The sequence below is a fragment of the Pantoea sp. RSPAM1 genome (assembly GCF_038816185.1).
GTDB classification, from domain to species: domain Bacteria; phylum Pseudomonadota; class Gammaproteobacteria; order Enterobacterales; family Enterobacteriaceae; genus Pantoea; species Pantoea ananatis.
This window is the reverse complement of the sequence record NZ_CP046137.1, coordinates 1,517,315-1,536,396: the sequence shown is the minus strand read 5'-3', so window position 1 is coordinate 1,536,396 and position 19,082 is coordinate 1,517,315. Positions and strand designations below refer to the sequence as shown.

Below are 19,082 nucleotides of genomic sequence, written 5' to 3'. Positions count from 1 at the left end.
CTTTAGCCACAGATTCAGTAGAGATGAATATCAAATGAAAACGTTAATGCAATCGTTTTCACTTTAGATAAATTGGCAATCTAATTTCATCGCGTCAACCAGCGGCGATTGATAAATGAGGCAGTTATCACAAAACGCTTTGGGAGACGAAGAGAGTTTGCGATCGGGATCCCAGCGGGTTAATGACCACATTACGTTCGCAATGCGGTCATTAAGAGAACGATTACTGAGGAGGAGAAGACGTGGATTTTCGCGGAATTAACGTAGGAATAATGGTCGATAAATGGGGTTCATGCCTGCCATGGATAAGCATATCTACAGCATTACCGGCAATATGTTCCAGCGGTGTTCGCACTGAGGTCAATGCGACAGGCAAGCGGCTGACCAGGGGAATATCGTTGTAACCGACCAGTGACAGATCTTTACCGATGGTCATGCCTGCACGATGCGCCGCAGCCATGACCCCAATCGCAATCTCATCATTGACGGCAAAAATTGCGGTTGGACGCGAGGGATGGTTCAACATTGACGACCCCACATCTTCGCCTGACTTGATATTAAAGTCAGACGAACGGCACCATTCTGGCCGAACAGGCAAACCGGCTTCACTCATTGCCCGTTCAAAACCTTTACGACGATTCAACGCATTGGACGCAAAATCCGGTCCACCAATCATTCCGATTTTTTTATGGCCTAAATCGATCAGATGACGCGCTGCAAGGTAGCCGCCCATCTCGTCATCGCCTACGGAAGAGGGGCTTACGCCATCCGTACGCAATACCAGCACGTGCGGTATTTCGCGCTCCCGCAGGGTCTGGGGAAGCGGATCGCCCAGACGACAGGTTGAAAGAATCAGGCCGTCAACGCGTCTGTCCAGTAGGGATTCTGCAGACGCTCTTTCCTGTTGCGGATCGTCACCACAGGTTGCCACGATGGCAAAATAGCCGCGTCGTGAAGCCGCTGTCGCGATAGCCTCAAACAGCATCGCCGTCACCGCATCCGTCATACGCGGAACCAGAACGCCAAGCGTACCGGTATCGCCCCTGCGCAGGCTGGAGGCGACATAATCCCGCCGATAGCCAAGTTCACGGGCAACCTGACGAACCTTTTCAGCGGACGCGCTTTTTGACTGCGGAAGCCTCTCATCCAGAATTCGCGATACGGTGGAGATGCTTACGCCCGCGGCATTAGCAACATCACGCATCGTTATCAGCCTTTTATCCGACTGTTCCTTTTCCTGGCTTTCCTGATCCATATATCACTCCGAGGATTAATGTGGGTGGCAAAGATCCCTCTGCAGACGGCAATACTATACAACAGACGCTATAACAACGGCATACGCCCTTAACATGCACTGCGCGGAGGCCGCATTTCTCTTTGTCGTCACGCCTGAAGAATGCGATTTTCAACGCTCAGGTTCGCGTTGTTCTCCCCAGCCTGAGCATTCCCGTAAAGTCTATTGAAGAGAGTATGACCTGTTTCACGCTTTTTCGATTGCCTGAGAGCGGAATGTGAACACGTTAACAATTAATCAAACCGCTTAATTGACGCAGCGGGATATTAAACCAACGATAACCCAGATGAAAACGATTGCATTAACGTTTTCACTCTATCCGTTTTGCACAGGTTTTATGCAACTACCGTCAGTGAGTGGGCTGCAAATGCATGGCTCAGGAACGCGCGTCGTCTTGCATGTTTGCCCCATATCCATCACGCAACAGGGTGTAACTATGTCAACTCAGGTTATCGCTTGCCACGCTCATCCCGCCGACGCCTCCGTATTACTGGCACGGCTTGAGCGATTGCCCATCACACGCCGGTTAATGGCGATTCGTGTTGTGGTAGGGCTGTCCACTTTTTTTGATGCCTATACCATTATTGCCATCGCGTTTGCCCTGCCACAACTGACGCAGGAATGGGGGCTTACGCCGACGTTCGTCGGTCTGATCATTGCAGCCAGCTATATTGGGCAACTGGTGGGAGCGCTCTTTTTTGGTACGCTGGCAGAAAAAATTGGCAGGATTGGTGTTTTACGTATCACCATCGTGATGTTTGTCATCATGGATGCCGCCTGCCTGTTCGCCTGGAACGGTTGGTCAATTCTGCTCATTCGTTTTTTGCAGGGACTGGGCATTGGTGCTGAGGTTCCCGTTGCCAGCGCCTATATCAACGAGTTTGTCGGTGCAAAGAAGCGGGGTCGGTTTTTTCTGCTTTATGAAGTGATCTTTCCAGTCGGCATGATGTGTGCTGGCCTTATCGGATTCTTTCTGGTGCCCATTTATGGCTGGAAAATCATGTTTCTCATTGGCCTGATCCCTTCAGCTCTGGCGGCGCCTTTGCGTTGGTTTATGCCAGAGTCTCCGCGCTGGTTAGTCTCTAAAGGCCGCCATCAACAGGCTGAAAAAGTCGTTCAGTCGTTCGAAGCAGAAGCCCTTCGTCGCGGTATGTTATTACCCGAGCCCGTAATAAAACCCGTACCGGTGATGCCCGCCTCATCCAGCGGCGTAAAGGCGCTGTTTTCAGGTATCTACAAATCCCGCACGTTTATGCTGTGGGGATTGTGGCTCACGGTTTATACCGTTAACAACGGCATGATTACCTGGTTTCCCACTATGTACAGAACCTTGTTTCATCTGCCACTAGAAACCAGCCTGGCCTATGGATGGATTACCTCTACCTGTGGTGTTATTGCCTCTGTCATTTGTGCCTTTAAGATCGATCAAGTAGGCCGCAAGCGCTGGTACACCTGGGCATTTATGCTGGCCATTATTCCGCTCATCGTGCTGTGTGTACTGGGTGCCAATACGCCATGGCAGATACTTCTGTTTGGCAGCCTGGCCTATGCCATTTTGCAAACTATCGCCTTTTCACTTTATCTCTATTCTGCCGAACTGTATCCGACCAGACTTCGGGCGACAGGTACTGCCTTTTCCAGCGCCTGGCTGCGCGCCGGGTCCTCTGTTGGGCCGCTGATGGTGGGTTTCATTGTATCGGGATTTGGGATCCGGTTTGTTTTCATTGCGTTCGCCGTGATTGCCCTGATCGGCGGAGTGATTACCCTGCTCTTCGCCATTGAAACCAAAGGGAAATCGCTTGAAGAGTTATCGCCTTGAACGGGCCAGATCATGTCGGGTCAGATCCATGGCTATCGCGTGCTTTCCTGTAAAACCCGGCACCAGGGAAAGTGCGTGTAGAGCAGCGTTAACAGGCGGACGTTGGCATTAGTCGAGGGCAAAAACCAATGCAGGGTGACACCCCGAGGATCGGCAGACCGCTGGATCAGGGCGCGGTGCTCTGCTCAAGGTGAATCAGATAATCCATCGCATCATGGCGGTTGTTGCCGCACATGTCAGCCGAGGGCTGAAGCCCGGCGCATACTTTTGGTCGCAGGGGAGAACCAAAAATTTTGCACAGATTATTCTCCGCAAGTTGGACGCACCGGGTATTCGCGGGCTTGCCCTGCGGCATACCGGGAATGGGCGAGGAGATGCTGGGGGCGATACAACAGGCGCCACAGCCTGTACGACATTCCATGGTTTACGTCCAGGATAGGGTAAATCGCGCACGATAGCAGAAGGGGCGCTCGCCTGACATCACCTTTACAGAAAAAAGCGCTTAGCCATTGAGAAAATAAGACAGGGTCAGGGGCAAAATGGCCCGTGTCATGCCAGAACCCACGAAATATCGCTGCCCTGTTTGTCCCATCCGATGCGCCCTGCTGCTGCCCCCGACCACAAAATTTATTGCACTGTCTTGCCTGTTTACGACCGCGCGAGTAACGTTGCGCGCACGATTACTCTGCAAGTGAGAACAGCAATGCCAAAGGCGAATGAAATCAAAAAAGGAATGGCCGTAACCCACAATGGAAAACTGCTGCTGGTAAAGGATATTGATGTCCAGAGCCCCAGCGCGCGCGGTGCGGCAACGCTTTATAAAATGCGTTTTACCGATGTTCGCACCGGTATGAAGGTGGAAGAACGCTTTAAGGGCGACGAGATCATTGAGGCCATCTCCCTGAGCCGTCGCGGCGTTACCTTCTCCTATATTGATGGTGATGAATACGTCTTTATGGACGACGAAGATTACACGCCCTATTCCTTTAAAAAAGCGCAAATAGAAGAAGAGCTGCTGTTCATCCCGGAAGGTGGCATTCCCGGCATTCAGGTACTCACGATGGATGGCCAGGTGCTGGCGCTTGAGCTGCCACAAACCGTGGACATGGATATTGTGGATACGTCACCCGGCATCAAAGGCGCATCGGCCAGTGCCCGCACTAAGCCGGCGGGAATGTCTACCGGTTTGATCATTCAGGTTCCCGAGTACCTCAGCAACGGCGATCGCATTCGCATCCATGTTGCCGAGCGTCGCTATATGGGACGTGCCGACTAATAACGCGCGCTGTACGCCGGGTTGACAGGTAGTGTTATATTATAACATCGCCCTCTTTTTCTACTGGAGTCACTGGCATGACACGCGTTAACCTTCTCACTGGATTTTTAGGCAGCGGAAAAACCACCACGCTGCTTCATCTGCTGGCGCACAAGCCCCAGAATGAAAACTGGGCTGTGCTGGTCAATGAATTCGGTGAGATTGGTATTGATGGCGCGTTACTGGCCAATCGTGGCGCGACGTTAAAGGAGATCCCCGGCGGCTGCATGTGTTGCGTTAATGGGCTGCCCATGCAGGTCGGGCTAAACAGGCTGCTTCAACAAAACAAGCCTGACCGCCTGCTGATTGAGCCCACGGGCCTGGGCCATCCACGCCAGCTGCTAGAGATGCTGACGTCGTCTGTTTATCAACCCTGGATCGAACTGCAGGCCACGTTAACCCTGCTGGACGCCCGCCAGCTCGCCGACGGGCGTGTCACGGAAAATGAAAACTTTCGCGATCAGCTGGCCGCAGCCGACATTATTGTCGGCAATAAACGCGACTGCTGGCGCGAGGCCGACAGGCTGCGCCTCCAGGCGTGGCTTGCCGACCATCAGGACGATCGTGAATTTGTCACTGCCGAGTTCGGTCAGATTCCCCTGGCGTTACTTGACAGTCCGCGCGGGAAACCGCGCGCCCTTCCGCATCCGGTCCACCATCATCACGCTGCGGCCCCGGGCAGCGGTATCGCAGCCTTGCGACTTGATGGACGCGCGTCATGGCGTCGGGCGGTGAATGAGGGTCAGGGTTATGTCGCCTGCGGCTGGATTTTTGACCACGAAACGGTGTTTGATCGCCTTCCTTTGCTGGAATGGGCGCGGCTTGCCCCCATCGATCGGGTTAAAGGCGTGCTGCGCATCCCCGAAGGATGCGTCAGCATTAACCGTCAGGGAGAAGACGTGCATGTTGAAATTCTCGCCGCAACCCCACCTGACAGTCGCATTGAGATGATTCATTCGTCATCTGCCGACTGGAATAGTTTACAATCTGCTTTGTTGAGGTTTCGTTTAAGCTGACAGGATTAAGGTCGGCGGTTATTTTTTACTAGGGCAGAATTATGCACGCAACACGCCTTGTCACCATCCTGTTGCTTAACGCACTGGGACTGGTGCTGTTTTTTTCATGGTATTTACCGCCCCATCACGGGTTTTGGTTTGATATCGATAAAGGGATTTTCTTCGCGTTTAATAATGAAATGGTTGATCACCCAAGGTTTGCCCTGCTGGTCGCCATCACTAACTTTCGCGGTTTTGATGCCGTGTCGCTGCTGGCGATGGGGCTACTCTATCTGTGGCTGTGGCGGCGGGAAACGCCTGCAGGTCGCCGTCGAATGTTTGCCATTGGCATTACGATGTTGCTGACAGCGGTCATTTTGAACCAGGCGGGCCATTTGATCCCGGTAAAACATGGCAGCCCGACGCTGTTCTTTGAGAACGTTCATCGCGTCAGTGAGTTAACGGGTATCCCAGCTAAAGATGCGTCAAGCGACAGTTTTCCCGGCGATCATGGCATGATGCTCATTATTTTTGCGGCATTCATGTGGCGTTATTTCGGCTTCCGTGCGTTTTTAGTCGGGGTGGTGATTGTGGGGCTGTTCTCGCTGCCGCGCGTCATGGCGGGCGCGCACTGGTTTAGCGATATTGCAGTCGGATCGCTTTCCGTGGCGTTAGTAGGATTAAGCTGGTGGCTATTAACGCCGGCAAGTGATTATCTGGTTAATTGGTTTTATCACAAATTACCGGGTAAAAATAAACCCTAAGAGTAATTAATTAGCAAGGGCGGAATAATGATTAAATTATAACCCGCCCTCACTTATAAAAAACTCATAGAAATAATTAGCAAGCTAACCAAAAAAAACATCCGAACCCGATGAAAATGCAGGACTTCTCTTCAGCCTTCGACGACAGTCGCTCCGCTGACCTTCTTCCAGCCCGCACTAAGCCTGGAATTAGCGCCAGATCACCCCTCTCCTCCTGTTATCACCTTGAATAACTGTTGATAAAGTGAACAAGTTATTTAAGTTTGATAAGTATCAAAAAAACCTATCAGAATTTGATTAAAAGCGCTCGCCACGGCCTCTGGAATCGGTTAATCTCGGTCCCAGTGAGAAAAGAAGACGCGGTATTAAGCATTCTTTAATAGATAAACTGTGGTGATTTACACATTTTTATAATTAAAGGATTGTCTTGTTCTGACTGGCTTATTAATCTCATTCCGTTTTGTCATCTGGCTGGCGACAATCTTGTCGTAAGGACTTCGAAGGAAAACCCGAATAATGGTCAAGTCTCAACCAATACTGAGATATATCTGGCGGATTGCGCCCGCTCTGGCGCTGGCAACTCTCCTCTCAGCTTGTAGCAGTACCCATAACACCGCTAAAAACGAGAATCATGAAGTTAACAACCAGAATGGTTTTTTACTTCAAGCGTCTCAGGATGAGTTCGAAGAGATGGTGCGCAACGTTGATGTTAAAACGCGCATCATGGATCAATACGCGAGCTGGAAAGGTGTTCGTTACCGTCTTGGCGGTGACACCAAGCGTGGTATTGATTGCTCCGCTTTCGTTCAGCGTACGTTCCGTGAACAGTTTGGTCTGGATCTTCCTCGCTCAACGTCCGAACAGCAGGGAACGGGAAAAGAGATTTCTCGCAGCAGACTGCGGCCGGGTGACTTAGTTCTGTTCCGTGCTGGCTCAACGGGCCGTCATGTCGGTATCTATCTTGGCAATGACAACTTTGTTCATGCTTCGACCAGCAGCGGTGTCATGATCTCCAGCCTTAATGAAGACTATTGGAAAAAACGTTATCGCGAAGCGCGGCGCGTCTTAAGCCGTAACCCGAGCTAATGTCGCACCTGAACGTCCTCTCAGCCAGAGAAAAACAGAACGCTGCCCAGGCAGCGTTTTTTTTTTAATCCCTCAAATCCCCTAAAAATACTTGTTTATCAAAATAATAACGAGACATTATTAACAGACTCGTTATATTCTCAGACGCAAATATTAGGGCGATTGCGCACCAGTAAGTTTTATATTTTGATCAGGGGAAGCACTTCATGCCACTGTCGCGGGCGCTGATACGCCAGGCAACTTATCCTCGTCAAATCGCGTGGAATAGCGCGATTATTGGCAGTCTGTTTTTTTTGTTGTTAACCTCTGTTTTGCTCATCGAAACCCAACATCGTCGGGAAAGCCAACATAAACAGTTGCTCATCGACAGTAGTAACGACTTTCAACGTAGCGTCCAGACGCTTATTTCGGACACGCTTTCCCCCCTGCTTCCGCTCGTTCAGTCAGAATGCTATCTCGGTAATCATGAGTTAACCGCGCGAGCCGCGTTTGCCGGCGACATCCGCGCCATTGTCTTAGTGAAAGACGGCAACGCGTTTTGCTCTTCCGCAACAGGAAGCTTTTTTCAGCCGCTCAGCGCGCTCTCAGCCCGAACGGATAGCACACGTGACAGGGACATTCGGTTGTTGCCGGGTACGCCGATGCAGCCGACAAAGCCGGTGCTGGCCATCTGGATTAAGCAGCCCGGCACCCTTCAGTCAGGCATTTTTACGACGCTGAATCTGAGTCTGGCAACCTATCAGCTAAAAGCCTCTTCTTACCCCGAAATCACCGGGATTGCGTTACTCGCCCATAAAAGCGCCATGACCAGCTGGCAGCCAACTCTGGTACGAAATCGTCAACTCCCGCCGCCGTTAATGCAAACGCCCCTGGAAGGCCTTCCTTTCCAGTTTGCTCTCTACGGTTCAACGCTGTCAGCAGGTGACTATCAGACCATTATGCTGAGCAGCCTGCTGATTTCATTAATCGCCAGCTGTGCTTTTTGGTTTTTGCTGACCCGCTTTCAGCGGCCTGGCAAAGAGATCACGCTCGGCATTCGACGAGGGGAATTTCATGTCGAGTATCAGCCTTTAATTTCGGCTCAGGATGGCAAATCTTATGGTACGGAGGCACTGCTACGCTGGACACATCCTTCGGGTGAAATGGTCCCACCCGATGTTTTTATCAGCTATGCTGAAGCACAACGTCAAATCGTCCCCCTGACCCGACACCTGTTTGAACTGGTCGCCCGCGATGCACATCAACTCCGCGATAGCCTGCCCAAAGGAACCTGCATCAGCGTAAATATTTCCCCTCTGCATCTCAGCGCCTGCAGTTTTCGTGACGATGTCCTGTACTGGCAGGACAATATGCCTCACGATCATTTTCAGTATGTTTTTGAAATTACCGAGCGCGCAGTCGTCGAGAATGCGAATGCGGCCGAACTGTTTCACTGGCTACAACAGCGAGGCATTAAAATCGCGGTTGATGATTTTGGCACAGGGCACAGTGCATTAATCTATCTTGAGAAGTACCATTTTGATTACCTGAAAATCGATCGTGGATTTGTGCAAAGTATCGGAACGGAAACGATCACTTCGCCGGTGCTGGATACGGTGTTACAACTGGCTAAACGGCTCAACCTGATGAGCGTGGCCGAAGGCGTTGAAACCGACGAACAGGCCAGTTGGTTGATTGACCGCGGCGTCACCTATTTACAGGGCTATTTCTATAGCCGTCCGTTACGCCCGGAGCAGATCAAAGCCTATTTCGAGCGTCAAAACAGGTAACCCATGCTTTAATTGCCGTAGATGATTGCTGCGGTGCAAGACACTCACAGGAGAGAACATCCCTTATGCCGCTCCGCTTCGCCCTTCTGCTGCTGTGTAGCTTGCTTACCCTTTCGCTGCACGCTTCCCCGGTTCAGACCAGCTACGCGTTTGCTCAGGTTGGAGCGCCAAAGTATGCACAAGGCTTCAGTCACTACGATTATGTGAATCCTGTCGCGCCCAAGGGCGGCAAGATCGTCCTGTCCGTCATTGGCACTTACGACAATTTCAACCGTTATGCCTCACGTGGCAATCCCGGTGCCGGTACCGGGCCCCTGTATGACAGCTTATTCACGACCTCGGACGATGAAACCAGCAGTTATTATCCACTCATTGCGGAATCTGCTCGTCATTCCGCGGATTTCAGCTGGATGGACATTACTCTTAATCCCCGCGCGCGGTTCCAGGATGGTTCACCCATTACGGCGGAGGATGTGGCCTTTACCTTCCAAAAGTTTATTACTGAAGGGGTGCCGCAGTTTCGAATATTTTATCGCGGCGTCACGGTCACCGCCCTCAACCGCCAGACCGTACGTATCAGGTTACCGGCCCCGGATAAAGACCTGATGTTGGGATTGCTGACGCTACCAGTGATTTCCCAAACCTTTTGGCAGACGAGAAAATTTAACGAGCCGCTCAGCCAGCCACCGTTGTCGAGTGGGCCTTACCGCATCAGTAAGTGGAAGCTGGGCCAGTTTATTGAGTTCAGTCGCGTGAAAGATTACTGGGCGGCGGATTTGCCGGTTAACCGTGGCCGGTTCAATTTCGATGTCATGCGTTATGACTACTACCTGGACGACAACGTGGCATTTGAGGCGTTCAAAGCCGGAGCCTTTGATCTGCGGGAAGAGACGTCGGCAAAGAAATGGGCCACGCAGTATCTGGGGCGTCATTTCGATGACAGACAGATCGTCAAAGAAACCACACCGAATACAGCCTCAATTGATACGCGCTGGCTGGCGTTGAATAATGAAAAAGCCCTTTTTACCGATCGTCGGGTCCGGCAAGCGATGGCGCTGGCTTTCGATTTTGAATGGATGAATAAAACGCTGTTCTATCAGTCTTTTAAGCGAACAGGCAGCTATTTTCAGAATACCCGCTATGCTGCACGGGGCAAGCCCGATGCCGCGCAGCTACGCATTCTGACGCCGTTCACCGCACAGTTACCGCCTGAAGTCTTCAGTGAAGCCTATGTGCCGCCACACACTGACGGCAGCGGCTACGATCGCACCAACCTGCTCAAGGCAATGTCCCTGCTGAATCAGGCGGGCTGGCACGTCAGGAATCAGCGCCTGATGAATGATAAAACCGGGCAGCCCTTCAGCGCAGAGCTGCTGCTGCCCGCAGGCGCAAACAGTGAATGGGCGCTGCCTTATCAACATAATCTGGCGCGGCTGGGTATCACGTTAACCCTACGCCAGATTGACAGCTCGCAGTACCTGCGCCGCCTGCGCAGCGGTGACTATGATATGGTCAGTAATCTTTATCATGCGATGCCAACCCCCTCACGCAGTCTGCAGGCCAACTGGCAATCGGATTATATTCAGTCCTCCTGGAACACGGCCAGAGTCAAGGACCCCGTTGTCGATAGCGTTGTAAAACAGATCATCGCCCATCAGGACGATGCGGACGCCTTGCTGCCGTTGGGGCGGGCGCTGGACCGTATTTTACTGTGGAATGCGTATATGATCCCGATGTGGTACAACGCCGAGCAGCGACTTGCCTTTTGGGACAAATTTTCCCATCCTGCGGTTAAACCTGCCTACAGCACAGGTCTGGATAACTGGTGGTATGACGTGAATAAAGCCGGGCGACTGCCGGCCGACAAACGCTGAGGAGAACCAGGTTGGCAAGTTACTTTTTACGCAGGCTGTTACTGATTATTCCTACCTTGTGGGCCATCATTACGCTCAACTTTTTTATTGTCCAAATTGCGCCCGGCGGTCCGGTCGATCAGGCGCTGGCGAATATCCAGTTTGGCCAGACCAGCGGGCTGCCTGGCGCAGGCAGCGGTGACAGCACCCAGGCCAGCCTGCATCGCGTTACGCCAGGGGATAATCAATACCGCGGCGCACGCGGCCTGGACCCGGAGGTCATCGCAGAAATTGAGCGACGTTACGGCTTCGATAAACCTATTGGAGAGCGCTATCTCACCATGCTGTGTAACTATCTGCGCTTTGACTTTGGCGACAGCCTGTTTCGCAGTGCTTCCGTATTGCAGTTAATCAAACAGAGCCTGCCCGTCTCTGTCAGCCTTGGCCTGTGGAGTACCTTAATTATCTACCTGGTCTCCATCCCGCTGGGCATTAGAAAGGCGGTGCGTAACGGCAGTACCTTTGATGTCTGGAGCAGCACCTTCATCATTATTGGCTACTCCATTCCGGCGTTTCTGTTTGGCATTATGTTGATTGTTTTGTTTGCTGGCGGCAGCTATTTTGACTGGTTTCCCCTGCGCGGTCTGACATCTCCCCAGTTTGATTCGCTGCCCTGGTACGCCAGGGTAACCGATTATCTCTGGCATATTGCGCTACCGGTACTGGCGACGGTGATTGGCGGTTTTGCCACCTTAACAATGCTGACCAAAAATGCATTTCTGGATGAAATTCGTAAACAGTATGTGGTCACCGCCCGGGCTAAAGGCCTCTCAGAGCGGCGCATTCTCTACCATCATGTGTTTCGCAACGCGATGCTGCTGGTGATCGCCAGCTTTCCCGCCACCTTTATCAGCATGTTTTTTACCAGTTCGGTATTGATTGAGGTGATGTTCTCTCTTAATGGCCTGGGCCTGCTGGGCTTTGATGCGACGATCCAGCGCGATTATCCCGTGATGTTTGGCACCCTGTATATTTTCACCCTGATAGGCTTGCTGATGAATATCCTGAGCGATTTGACCTATACCCTGGTGGATCCCCGTATTGATTTTGAGGGCCGGTGATGCGTCTTTCTCCCCTGAATCAGCAGCGCTGGCAGCGCTTTCGTCATCACCGCCGTGGCTACTGGTCGCTGTGGATTTTTCTGTCTGTCTTTATGCTTTCCCTGTGCGCGGAATTCATTGCCAATGATAAACCGCTGCTGGTGCATTATCAGCAGCGCTGGTACGCCCCACTGTTTTTTAACTACAGCGAAAGCGATTATGGTGGCCCGTTTGCCACGGCAGCAGATTATCAGGATCCCTGGTTGCAACAGCGCATTGAAAATCACGGATGGGCGCTTTGGGCCCCCATCCGTTTCGGTGCCAACAGCATTAATTTCGCTTCTCAGGTGCCCTTTCCTTCACCGCCCTCCCGGCAGAACTGGCTGGGCACGGATGCCAACGGCGGCGATGTTATGGCGCGGCTGTTATATGGTCTGCGCATTTCACTGCTGTTTGGGGTGCTGCTGACGCTGTTTTCCAGCGTGATGGGGATCGTCATCGGTGCTATACAGGGCTACTTTGGCGGCAAGGTGGACCTGATAGGTCAACGCCTGATTGAGGTCTGGTCCGGGATGCCCTCGCTGTTTTTACTGATCTTGCTTTCGAGCGTGATTCAGCCCAGCTTCTGGTGGTTACTGTTGGTTACCGTGCTGTTTGGCTGGATGAGTCTGGTCAGCGTCGTACGTGCCGAGTTTCTGCGTACCCGCAACTTTGACTATATTCGGGCCGCGCAGGCGCTGGGCGTTAGTGACGGACGTATTATGCTGCGTCATATCCTGCCCAACGCCATGGTGGCAACCCTGACCTTTCTGCCTTTTATTCTGTGTGGCTCTATCACTACCTTAACCTCGCTGGATTTTCTCGGGTTTGGTCTGCCCATCGGCTCTCCCTCTCTTGGAGAACTGCTGCTGCAGGGGAAAAATAATCTGCAGGCTCCCTGGCTGGGTTTATCGGGCTTTTTTACGCTGGCGATTCTGCTGTCGCTGCTCATTTTCATTGGCGAAGCCGTGCGCGACGCCTTTGATCCCAGTAAAGGAGTCTGAATGAGCACCCCGCTGCTTGCTGTTAACCATCTCTCCGTCGCCTTTCGTCAGGGCAAACAGCTGCATCAGGTGGTGGATGATGTCTCGCTGCGTATAGAGGCAGGAGAAACCCTGGCCCTGGTGGGCGAATCCGGTTCCGGAAAAAGCGTTACCGCCCTGTCGATCATGCGGCTGCTCGACGCGTCCGCCGTCGCCTATCCTCAGGGCGAAATTCTGCTGGCGGGCGAAGACCTGCTCCAGGCATCGGCGCAACGACTCCGCGGACTGCGGGGTAATCAGATGGCGATGATTTTTCAGGAACCCATGGTGTCACTCAATCCTCTGCACAGTATCGAAAAGCAGCTATATGAAGTGCTTTCTCTACATCGCGGCATGCGACGCGAACCCGCACAAGCGGAAATCCTGCGCTGTCTCGATCGCGTTGGTATTCGCCAGCCGGCTTCCCGCCTGAACGCTTTTCCACATCAGCTCTCCGGGGGCGAGCGCCAGCGTGTGATGATAGCGATGGCCCTGCTAACCCAGCCAAGGCTGCTGATTGCCGATGAACCGACCACCGCGCTTGATGTCACCGTTCAGGCGCAGATCCTTAGCCTGCTGCGCGAACTGCAACAGGAACTGAATATGGGCATGCTGTTTATTACCCACAACCTGAAGATTGTTCGCCAACTGGCAGACAGCGTCAGCGTGATGCGCTCTGGTCGGGTGGTTGAGCATAACACCGGCCAGCGCCTGCTAACACAACCTCAGCATGCCTACACGAAGCAGCTGCTGGCGGCCGATCCGGAAGGTCGTGCCGTGCCGCTCCCTGCGGATACACCGGTTATTCTTAAGGTAAACAATTTGCGCGTCAGTTTTCCCCTGCGTCAGGGCCTGTTTAAACGTAAAACGGGCGAAAAGGTTGCAGTAGAGAATCTTAGCTTTAGCCTGAAACGAGGTGAAAGTCTGGGGTTGGTCGGCGAGTCGGGCTCAGGTAAAAGCACCACCGGTATGGCGCTGTTGCGTCTTATTGCCGCTCAGGGGGAGGTCTGGTTTGACGATCAGCCGCTGCATCAGCTGTCGCGAAAAGCGCTGTTGCCGCTGCGTCGCCGCATTCAGGTTGTTTTTCAGGATCCTAATTCTGCCCTGAACCCCCGAATGACGGTTCAGCAGATCGTTGCCGAAGGTCTGGCCGTGCATTATCCGCACCTCAGTGCCGCACAACAGGACGAACGGGTTAAAGCGGTCATGAGCGAAGTCGGGCTGGACGCGGAAAGCCGCCATCGTTATCCAACGACGTTTTCCGGCGGCCAGCGTCAGCGAATCGCTATTGCGCGCGCCCTGATTCTTGAACCGGAACTGCTGATACTGGATGAGCCAACCTCCTCACTCGACCGCTCCGTACAAAAACAGATTCTGACGCTGCTACGGGGATTACAGCAGCAACGTCAGCTGAGCTATCTGTTTATCAGTCACGATTTGGAAGTGGTGCGATCGCTCTGCCATCAGCTCATTGTCCTGCGTCAGGGCGAGGTCGTTGAACAGGGCGACTGTGAGACACTGTTTGCCACACCTGGGCAGGCTTATACCCGCGAGCTGCTCGGCTCCGTTTCGCTCAGTGGCCGATAAAGGTTTCCGCGATCGCTACGCCCTGATTTTTCAGGCAACAGTTCGTGGCGCTCTCATCACAACGGCGGATAAAAAGGCAGGGCTGCCCTTCGCACTCGGCGATTTTGCTGTCAACCTGAATGGCGGCCAGCATGTCTTTCAGTTCCCGCAGAATCTCCCATGCCGAAACACCATCATGGCTTATCAGCCGGAGCGCAATAACGTCATGCTCTTCTGAGCCCGCATCGTCGGTTTCAATCACGGCATGACGATCGCTAATCCAGCGAAACCGCTGTGGCAGGCGATGCACAACTGAAAGTTGCAACATAGTGATCCCTATCTCCAGAGAATGAAGCGCAATTCACAACCAAGGGTGTCAGCCTGCAGAGTGGGTAAAGTCTGCTTGACGCGCCGATCCTGTAATCGCCCGATAGAGCAAATTTGCGAGTTAAATCTCACTTTGGGCTATATTTACCGCGTTTAATGATAACTAACAATCATTTTAGTCCCAATACGATTACTTTATTTGCTATTTTTTTTCACAAATAAGAAACATTTTTGACTAAGCGGAAAAAGAGGATGGCAGGCGCCCGCTTAGCGGGCGACGATACGCGGACGTGAGGCGTAGAGAAATAACGAAACGGAGATTGTCGCGCACAGTGCAATGGTTCCCACCATGGGCCAGGCACTGTTGAAGCTGAACAGGGAGAGCAGCGCCCCCGCCAGCGCCCCCACGCCAAAACGCAAGGTGCCCGCCAGAGAAGAGGCCGTACCGGCCATATGCGGAAACTCATCAAGGATAACCGCCATAGCATTTGACGACACCATCGATACGCAGCCGATGAACATTGCAATGCCTGATACCAGCGGCAGGAACCCCAGATCGAAAGCGCTGACGATCAACAGCCAGATGCCCATAGCAAACTGCACCAACAACCCAAAGCGAAACAGGACCACGGGGCCAAAACGGCGCACTGCCCGACTGTTAATCAGCGTCATAATGAACAAAAACACAATATTCAGACCGAAATAGTAGCCAAAACTCTGCGGTGAAATGTGATTCAGTTCGATGTAAACAAAGGGGCCAGCGTTGAGAAAGGTAAACAGCCCCGCAAACGAGAACCCGCTCGATAGCATATAGCTAAACGCGCGCTTATGGCGAAACAGGATAACGAAGTTACCCAGCGTAGTGCGCAGGTGAAAGCGCTGTCGCTGCTCAGGTTTAAGGGTTTCGCGAATCTGGGTTGCTACCAGCACAGTGGTGATAACCGCCGCTATCGACAGCGTCCAGAAGATGGCGTGCCAGCTCCAGATTAACAGCAGCCAGCCACCGATAATGGGCGCCAGCAGCGGTGCAATGGTGGTAATCAACATGACAAACGACATCATGCGCGAGAAGTCCTCTTTCGAGTAACTGTCACGCATCAACGCATTGATCACGACGCTGGCCGCCGCTGCCGCCAGACCGTGTAAAAAACGCATCGCAATCAGTTGTTCAATCGACTGCGAAAGTGCGCAGGCTGCCGCTGCACAGGCAAATATCAGGGTGCCGAGCGTAATCACCGGCTTGCGGCCATAGCTGTCGGCGAGCGGACCGTAGATCAACTGACCGATGGCAAAACCCAGGATATAAAGATTGAGCGTCATCTGAACGCTACCGGCGGACACGGCAAACTGGCGCGCAATTTGTGGCATTGCTGGCAGATACATATCTATCGACAACGGCATCAACATCGCTAACAGGCCGAGAATGACGACCAGCCCCATTGGCGAATTCTTTTCCTTACGCACCAGATTCCTCGCTATTTTTGTTTAAGTTCATCCGGTAAGCCAATGCTGGCTATTTCTTCTTCCGTTAACGGGCGGTATTCACCCGGTTCCAGCGCCTCGTCCAACACAATCTCACCAATGCGCTCGCGGTGCAGGCCAACGACCCGGTTACCCACGGCTGCAAACATGCGTTTCACCTGGTGATAGCGGCCTTCGCTCAAGGTCAGCAGCACTTCCGTGGGAGTGATGACCTCAAGCTGAGCGGGTTTCGTCAGACTTTTTTCATTATGCAGCTGCACGCCGGCGCTGAACTGCGCGGCCGTGTCATCGCTCACCGGCGCTTCCAGCGTTACCCGATAAGTTTTCTCACAATGGTGGCGCGGTGAGGTAATGCGATGTGACCACTGACCGTCGTCCGTCAGCAGGACCAGACCGGTGGTATCAATATCCAGCCGACCGGCAGCATGCAGCTTAAACGCCATCGGTTCTTCAATGAAATAGACGATGGTGGGATGATCGGGATCGTCCGTTGAGCAGACATAGCCCTGGGGTTTGTTCAGCATAAAGTAGCGCGGCCCGGTCTGCATCTGCAATACATTGCCGTCATACTCAACCTCATGATCGGGCTGGAGTTTGAAAGCGGTGTCGCGCACCACATCACCGTTAACGGTAACACGTTGACCACGGATTTCACGTGCGGCGATAGCACGGCTGATTTCCAGTTGCTGAGAGATGAATTTGTCGAGTCGCATGAATTCGTTTTGCCTGTTACTGCGGAGGGAAACTAAAACGGCATTTTTAACCGTTGAAAAAGTAGGGGAAGTATAGCCTGATCTGCGCCTCGCTGACAGCGCGTTTATTGTGGATTCGTGGCATAATTGCGGCAGGTTTTACAAAAGTGAACAGCATGTCTTTTACCTTACGCCCTTATCAACAGGAAGCGGTCGATGCCACCCTCGCCCACTTCCGTCGTCATCCTGAACCTGCCGTGATCGTTCTGCCCACCGGGGCCGGGAAAAGCCTGGTGATCGCCGAGCTTGCGCGCCTGGCACGAGGTCGGGTGCTGGTGCTGGCGCACGTCAAAGAGCTGGTGGCGCAAAATCACGGCAAGTATCAGGCTTACGGACTTGAGGCTGACATCTTTGCAGCAGGATTGCAGCGCAAAGAAAGCCAGCGGAAAGTCGTGTTCGGTAGCGTCCAGTCTGTTGCACGTAATCTCAACCTGTTTGACCGCGCCTTTTCGCTGGTGATTGTAGATGAGTGCCACCGCATTGGTGATGACAAAGCGAGCCAGTATCAGCAAATTTTTAATCACCTGCGCCAGCATAATCCTCAGTTGCGGCTGCTCGGCCTGACCGCAACACCGTTTCGCCTGGGCAAAGGCTGGATCTACCGTTTTCACTATCACGGTATGGTTCGGGGCGACGAGCAGGCCCTGTTTCGCGACTGCATCTATGAACTGCCCCTGCGCTATATGATCAAGCATCAGTTTCTGGTGCCGCCGGAACGGCTGGATATGCCAGTGGTTCAGTATGATTTCAGCCGCCTCACCGCTCAGGCAAATGGCCTGTTCAGCGAAGCCGACCTGAACCGGGAACTCAAACAGCAGCAGCGGGTGACGCCCCATATTATCCAGCAGATTGTGGAATTTGCCGAGGATCGCCACGGCGTGATGATTTTTGCCGCCACCGTCGAACACGCGCGCGAAATTTTGGGCCTGCTGCCTGAAAACAGCGCGCTGGTGTCGGCAGAAACTCACGCGAAAGATCGGGATGCGCTAATCGCGGCGTTTAAAGCCCAGCAGCTTAAGTATCTGGTTAACGTTGCGGTGCTGACCACCGGCTTCGATGCGCCGCATGTGGATCTGATCGCGATCCTGCGGCCCACCGAGTCAGTCAGCCTGTATCAACAGATTGTCGGGCGCGGTCTGCGCCTGTCGCCCGGCAAAAAAGACTGCCTGATTCTGGACTATGCCGGTAATCCTCACGATCTGTTTACGCCTGAAGTGGGCGCACCGAAAGGAAAAAGTGACAATCAGCCCGTGCAGGTATTTTGCCCGGCCTGCGGCTTTGCCAATACCTTCTGGGGCAAGGCCACAAGCGATGGCATGGTGATTGAGCACTTTGGCCGGCGTTGTCAGGGCGTACTGGAAGACGACGACGGCGAGCGCGAGCAGTGTGACTACCGCTTTCGGTTTAAAAACTGCCCAGCGTGCAACGCGGAAAACGACATTGCCGCGCGCCGCTGCCGCGAATGCGACAAGATTCTGGTCGATCCTGACGATATGCTTAAAGCCGCGCTGAAGCTGAAAGATGCGCGCGTTCTGCGCTGCGGCGGCATGACGCTGGAACAGGGCCGCGACGATAAAGGCGAATGGTTGAAAGCCACCTATTTCGATGAAGACGGCACCAGCGTTAGTGAGCGGTTTCGTCTGCAAACGCCCGCCCAGCGCAAGGCGTTTGAGCACCTGTTTATGCGCCCGCATCAGCGCGCGCCCGGCGTGCCGCTGGGCTGGCAAACCGCCGCCGATGTGCTGGCCCTGCAGCCGCTTCTGCGCCATCCCGATTTTGTGGTGGCCCGTGCCAAAGGCCAGTTCTGGCAGATTCGCGAAAAGCTGTTTGACTACCAGGGGCGCTTTCGCCGCGCTAACGAACTGCGCTAAGCCTTATTAGCGTTTGCCCATGTAGGGG

General features: G+C 53.2%; 16 protein-coding genes. 11 read left to right on the top strand and 5 right to left on the bottom strand.

Annotated features, from left to right (window positions below; genetic code table 11):
- Nucleotides 1-223: 223 nt before the first annotated feature.
- Complete coding sequence (locus tag GKC68_RS07760; protein WP_047714128.1) at nt 224-1,255, bottom strand: LacI family DNA-binding transcriptional regulator; 1,032 nt, start codon at nt 1,253-1,255, stop codon at nt 224-226.
- Nucleotides 1,256-1,730: 475 nt separating this feature from the next.
- Here GKC68_RS07760 and GKC68_RS07755 point away from each other — a divergent pair, with 475 nt between their 5' ends.
- A complete protein-coding gene (locus GKC68_RS07755) occupies nt 1,731-3,113 on the top strand; it encodes an MFS transporter (RefSeq protein ID WP_252294564.1) in 1,383 nt (460 codons plus the stop codon).
- A gap of 166 nt (nt 3,114-3,279) precedes the next feature.
- Here GKC68_RS07755 and GKC68_RS07750 read toward each other — a convergent pair whose 3' ends face one another.
- Entirely contained in the window at nt 3,280-3,534 is a 255-nt protein-coding gene (locus GKC68_RS07750; RefSeq protein ID WP_072015844.1) for a YkgJ family cysteine cluster protein, read from the bottom strand.
- 282 nt (nt 3,535-3,816) lie between these two features.
- Between GKC68_RS07750 and yeiP the strand changes: the two genes are divergently transcribed.
- From yeiP to yejF, 9 genes are all read left to right on the top strand, one after another.
- Nucleotides 3,817-4,389: an elongation factor P-like protein YeiP gene (yeiP, locus tag GKC68_RS07745; RefSeq protein ID WP_206115148.1), complete on the top strand. Its 573-nt coding sequence runs from the start codon at nt 3,817-3,819 to the stop codon at nt 4,387-4,389.
- Nucleotides 4,390-4,466: 77 nt separating this feature from the next.
- Nucleotides 4,467-5,444 (top strand): GTP-binding protein, encoded by a 978-nt coding sequence (locus GKC68_RS07740; RefSeq protein ID WP_028724932.1) that lies wholly within the window; start codon nt 4,467-4,469, stop codon nt 5,442-5,444.
- 41 nt (nt 5,445-5,485) lie between these two features.
- Nucleotides 5,486-6,187, top strand: coding sequence for a phosphatase PAP2 family protein (locus tag GKC68_RS07735; RefSeq protein WP_047714130.1), 702 nt, complete (start codon nt 5,486-5,488; stop codon nt 6,185-6,187).
- 516 nt (nt 6,188-6,703) lie between these two features.
- A complete protein-coding gene (mepS, locus tag GKC68_RS07730) occupies nt 6,704-7,273 on the top strand; it encodes a bifunctional murein DD-endopeptidase/murein LD-carboxypeptidase (protein WP_028724934.1) in 570 nt (189 codons plus the stop codon).
- A 206-nt stretch (nt 7,274-7,479) separates the two neighbouring features.
- A complete protein-coding gene (locus GKC68_RS07725) occupies nt 7,480-9,042 on the top strand; it encodes a cyclic di-GMP phosphodiesterase (protein WP_058706206.1) in 1,563 nt (520 codons plus the stop codon).
- A gap of 65 nt (nt 9,043-9,107) precedes the next feature.
- A complete protein-coding gene (locus GKC68_RS07720; RefSeq protein ID WP_342656730.1) occupies nt 9,108-10,916 on the top strand; it encodes an extracellular solute-binding protein in 1,809 nt (602 codons plus the stop codon).
- 11 nt (nt 10,917-10,927) lie between these two features.
- The gene (locus GKC68_RS07715) at nt 10,928-12,016 is read left to right on the top strand and encodes a microcin C ABC transporter permease YejB (protein WP_342656729.1); all 1,089 of its coding nucleotides are present in this window, start codon (nt 10,928-10,930) and stop codon (nt 12,014-12,016) included.
- The gene (locus GKC68_RS07710) at nt 12,016-13,038 is read left to right on the top strand and encodes a microcin C ABC transporter permease (protein ID WP_047714133.1); all 1,023 of its coding nucleotides are present in this window, start codon (nt 12,016-12,018) and stop codon (nt 13,036-13,038) included. Before GKC68_RS07715 ends, GKC68_RS07710 begins: the two co-directional genes overlap by 1 nt.
- Nucleotides 13,039-14,643 (top strand): microcin C ABC transporter ATP-binding protein YejF, encoded by a 1,605-nt coding sequence (gene yejF / locus GKC68_RS07705; protein WP_272843018.1) that lies wholly within the window; start codon nt 13,039-13,041, stop codon nt 14,641-14,643.
- Here yejF and GKC68_RS07700 read toward each other — a convergent pair.
- The 3 genes from GKC68_RS07700 to rsuA form a co-directional block, all read right to left on the bottom strand.
- Entirely contained in the window at nt 14,630-14,950 is a 321-nt protein-coding gene (locus GKC68_RS07700) for a YejG family protein (protein WP_028724940.1), read from the bottom strand. The genes yejF and GKC68_RS07700 overlap by 14 nt on opposite strands.
- A 266-nt stretch (nt 14,951-15,216) precedes the next feature.
- A complete protein-coding gene (locus GKC68_RS07695; protein ID WP_028724941.1) occupies nt 15,217-16,413 on the bottom strand; it encodes a Bcr/CflA family multidrug efflux MFS transporter in 1,197 nt (398 codons plus the stop codon).
- 11 nt (nt 16,414-16,424) lie between these two features.
- Nucleotides 16,425-17,144, bottom strand: coding sequence for a 16S rRNA pseudouridine(516) synthase RsuA (gene rsuA / locus GKC68_RS07690; RefSeq protein ID WP_013026455.1), 720 nt, complete (start codon nt 17,142-17,144; stop codon nt 16,425-16,427).
- A 155-nt stretch (nt 17,145-17,299) separates the two neighbouring features.
- Here rsuA and GKC68_RS07685 point away from each other — a divergent pair, with 155 nt between their 5' ends.
- On the top strand, nt 17,300-19,054 hold the full coding sequence (locus tag GKC68_RS07685; protein WP_110956656.1) for a DEAD/DEAH box helicase family protein: 1,755 nt from the start codon (nt 17,300-17,302) through the stop codon (nt 19,052-19,054).
- Nucleotides 19,055-19,082 lie beyond the last annotated feature (28 nt).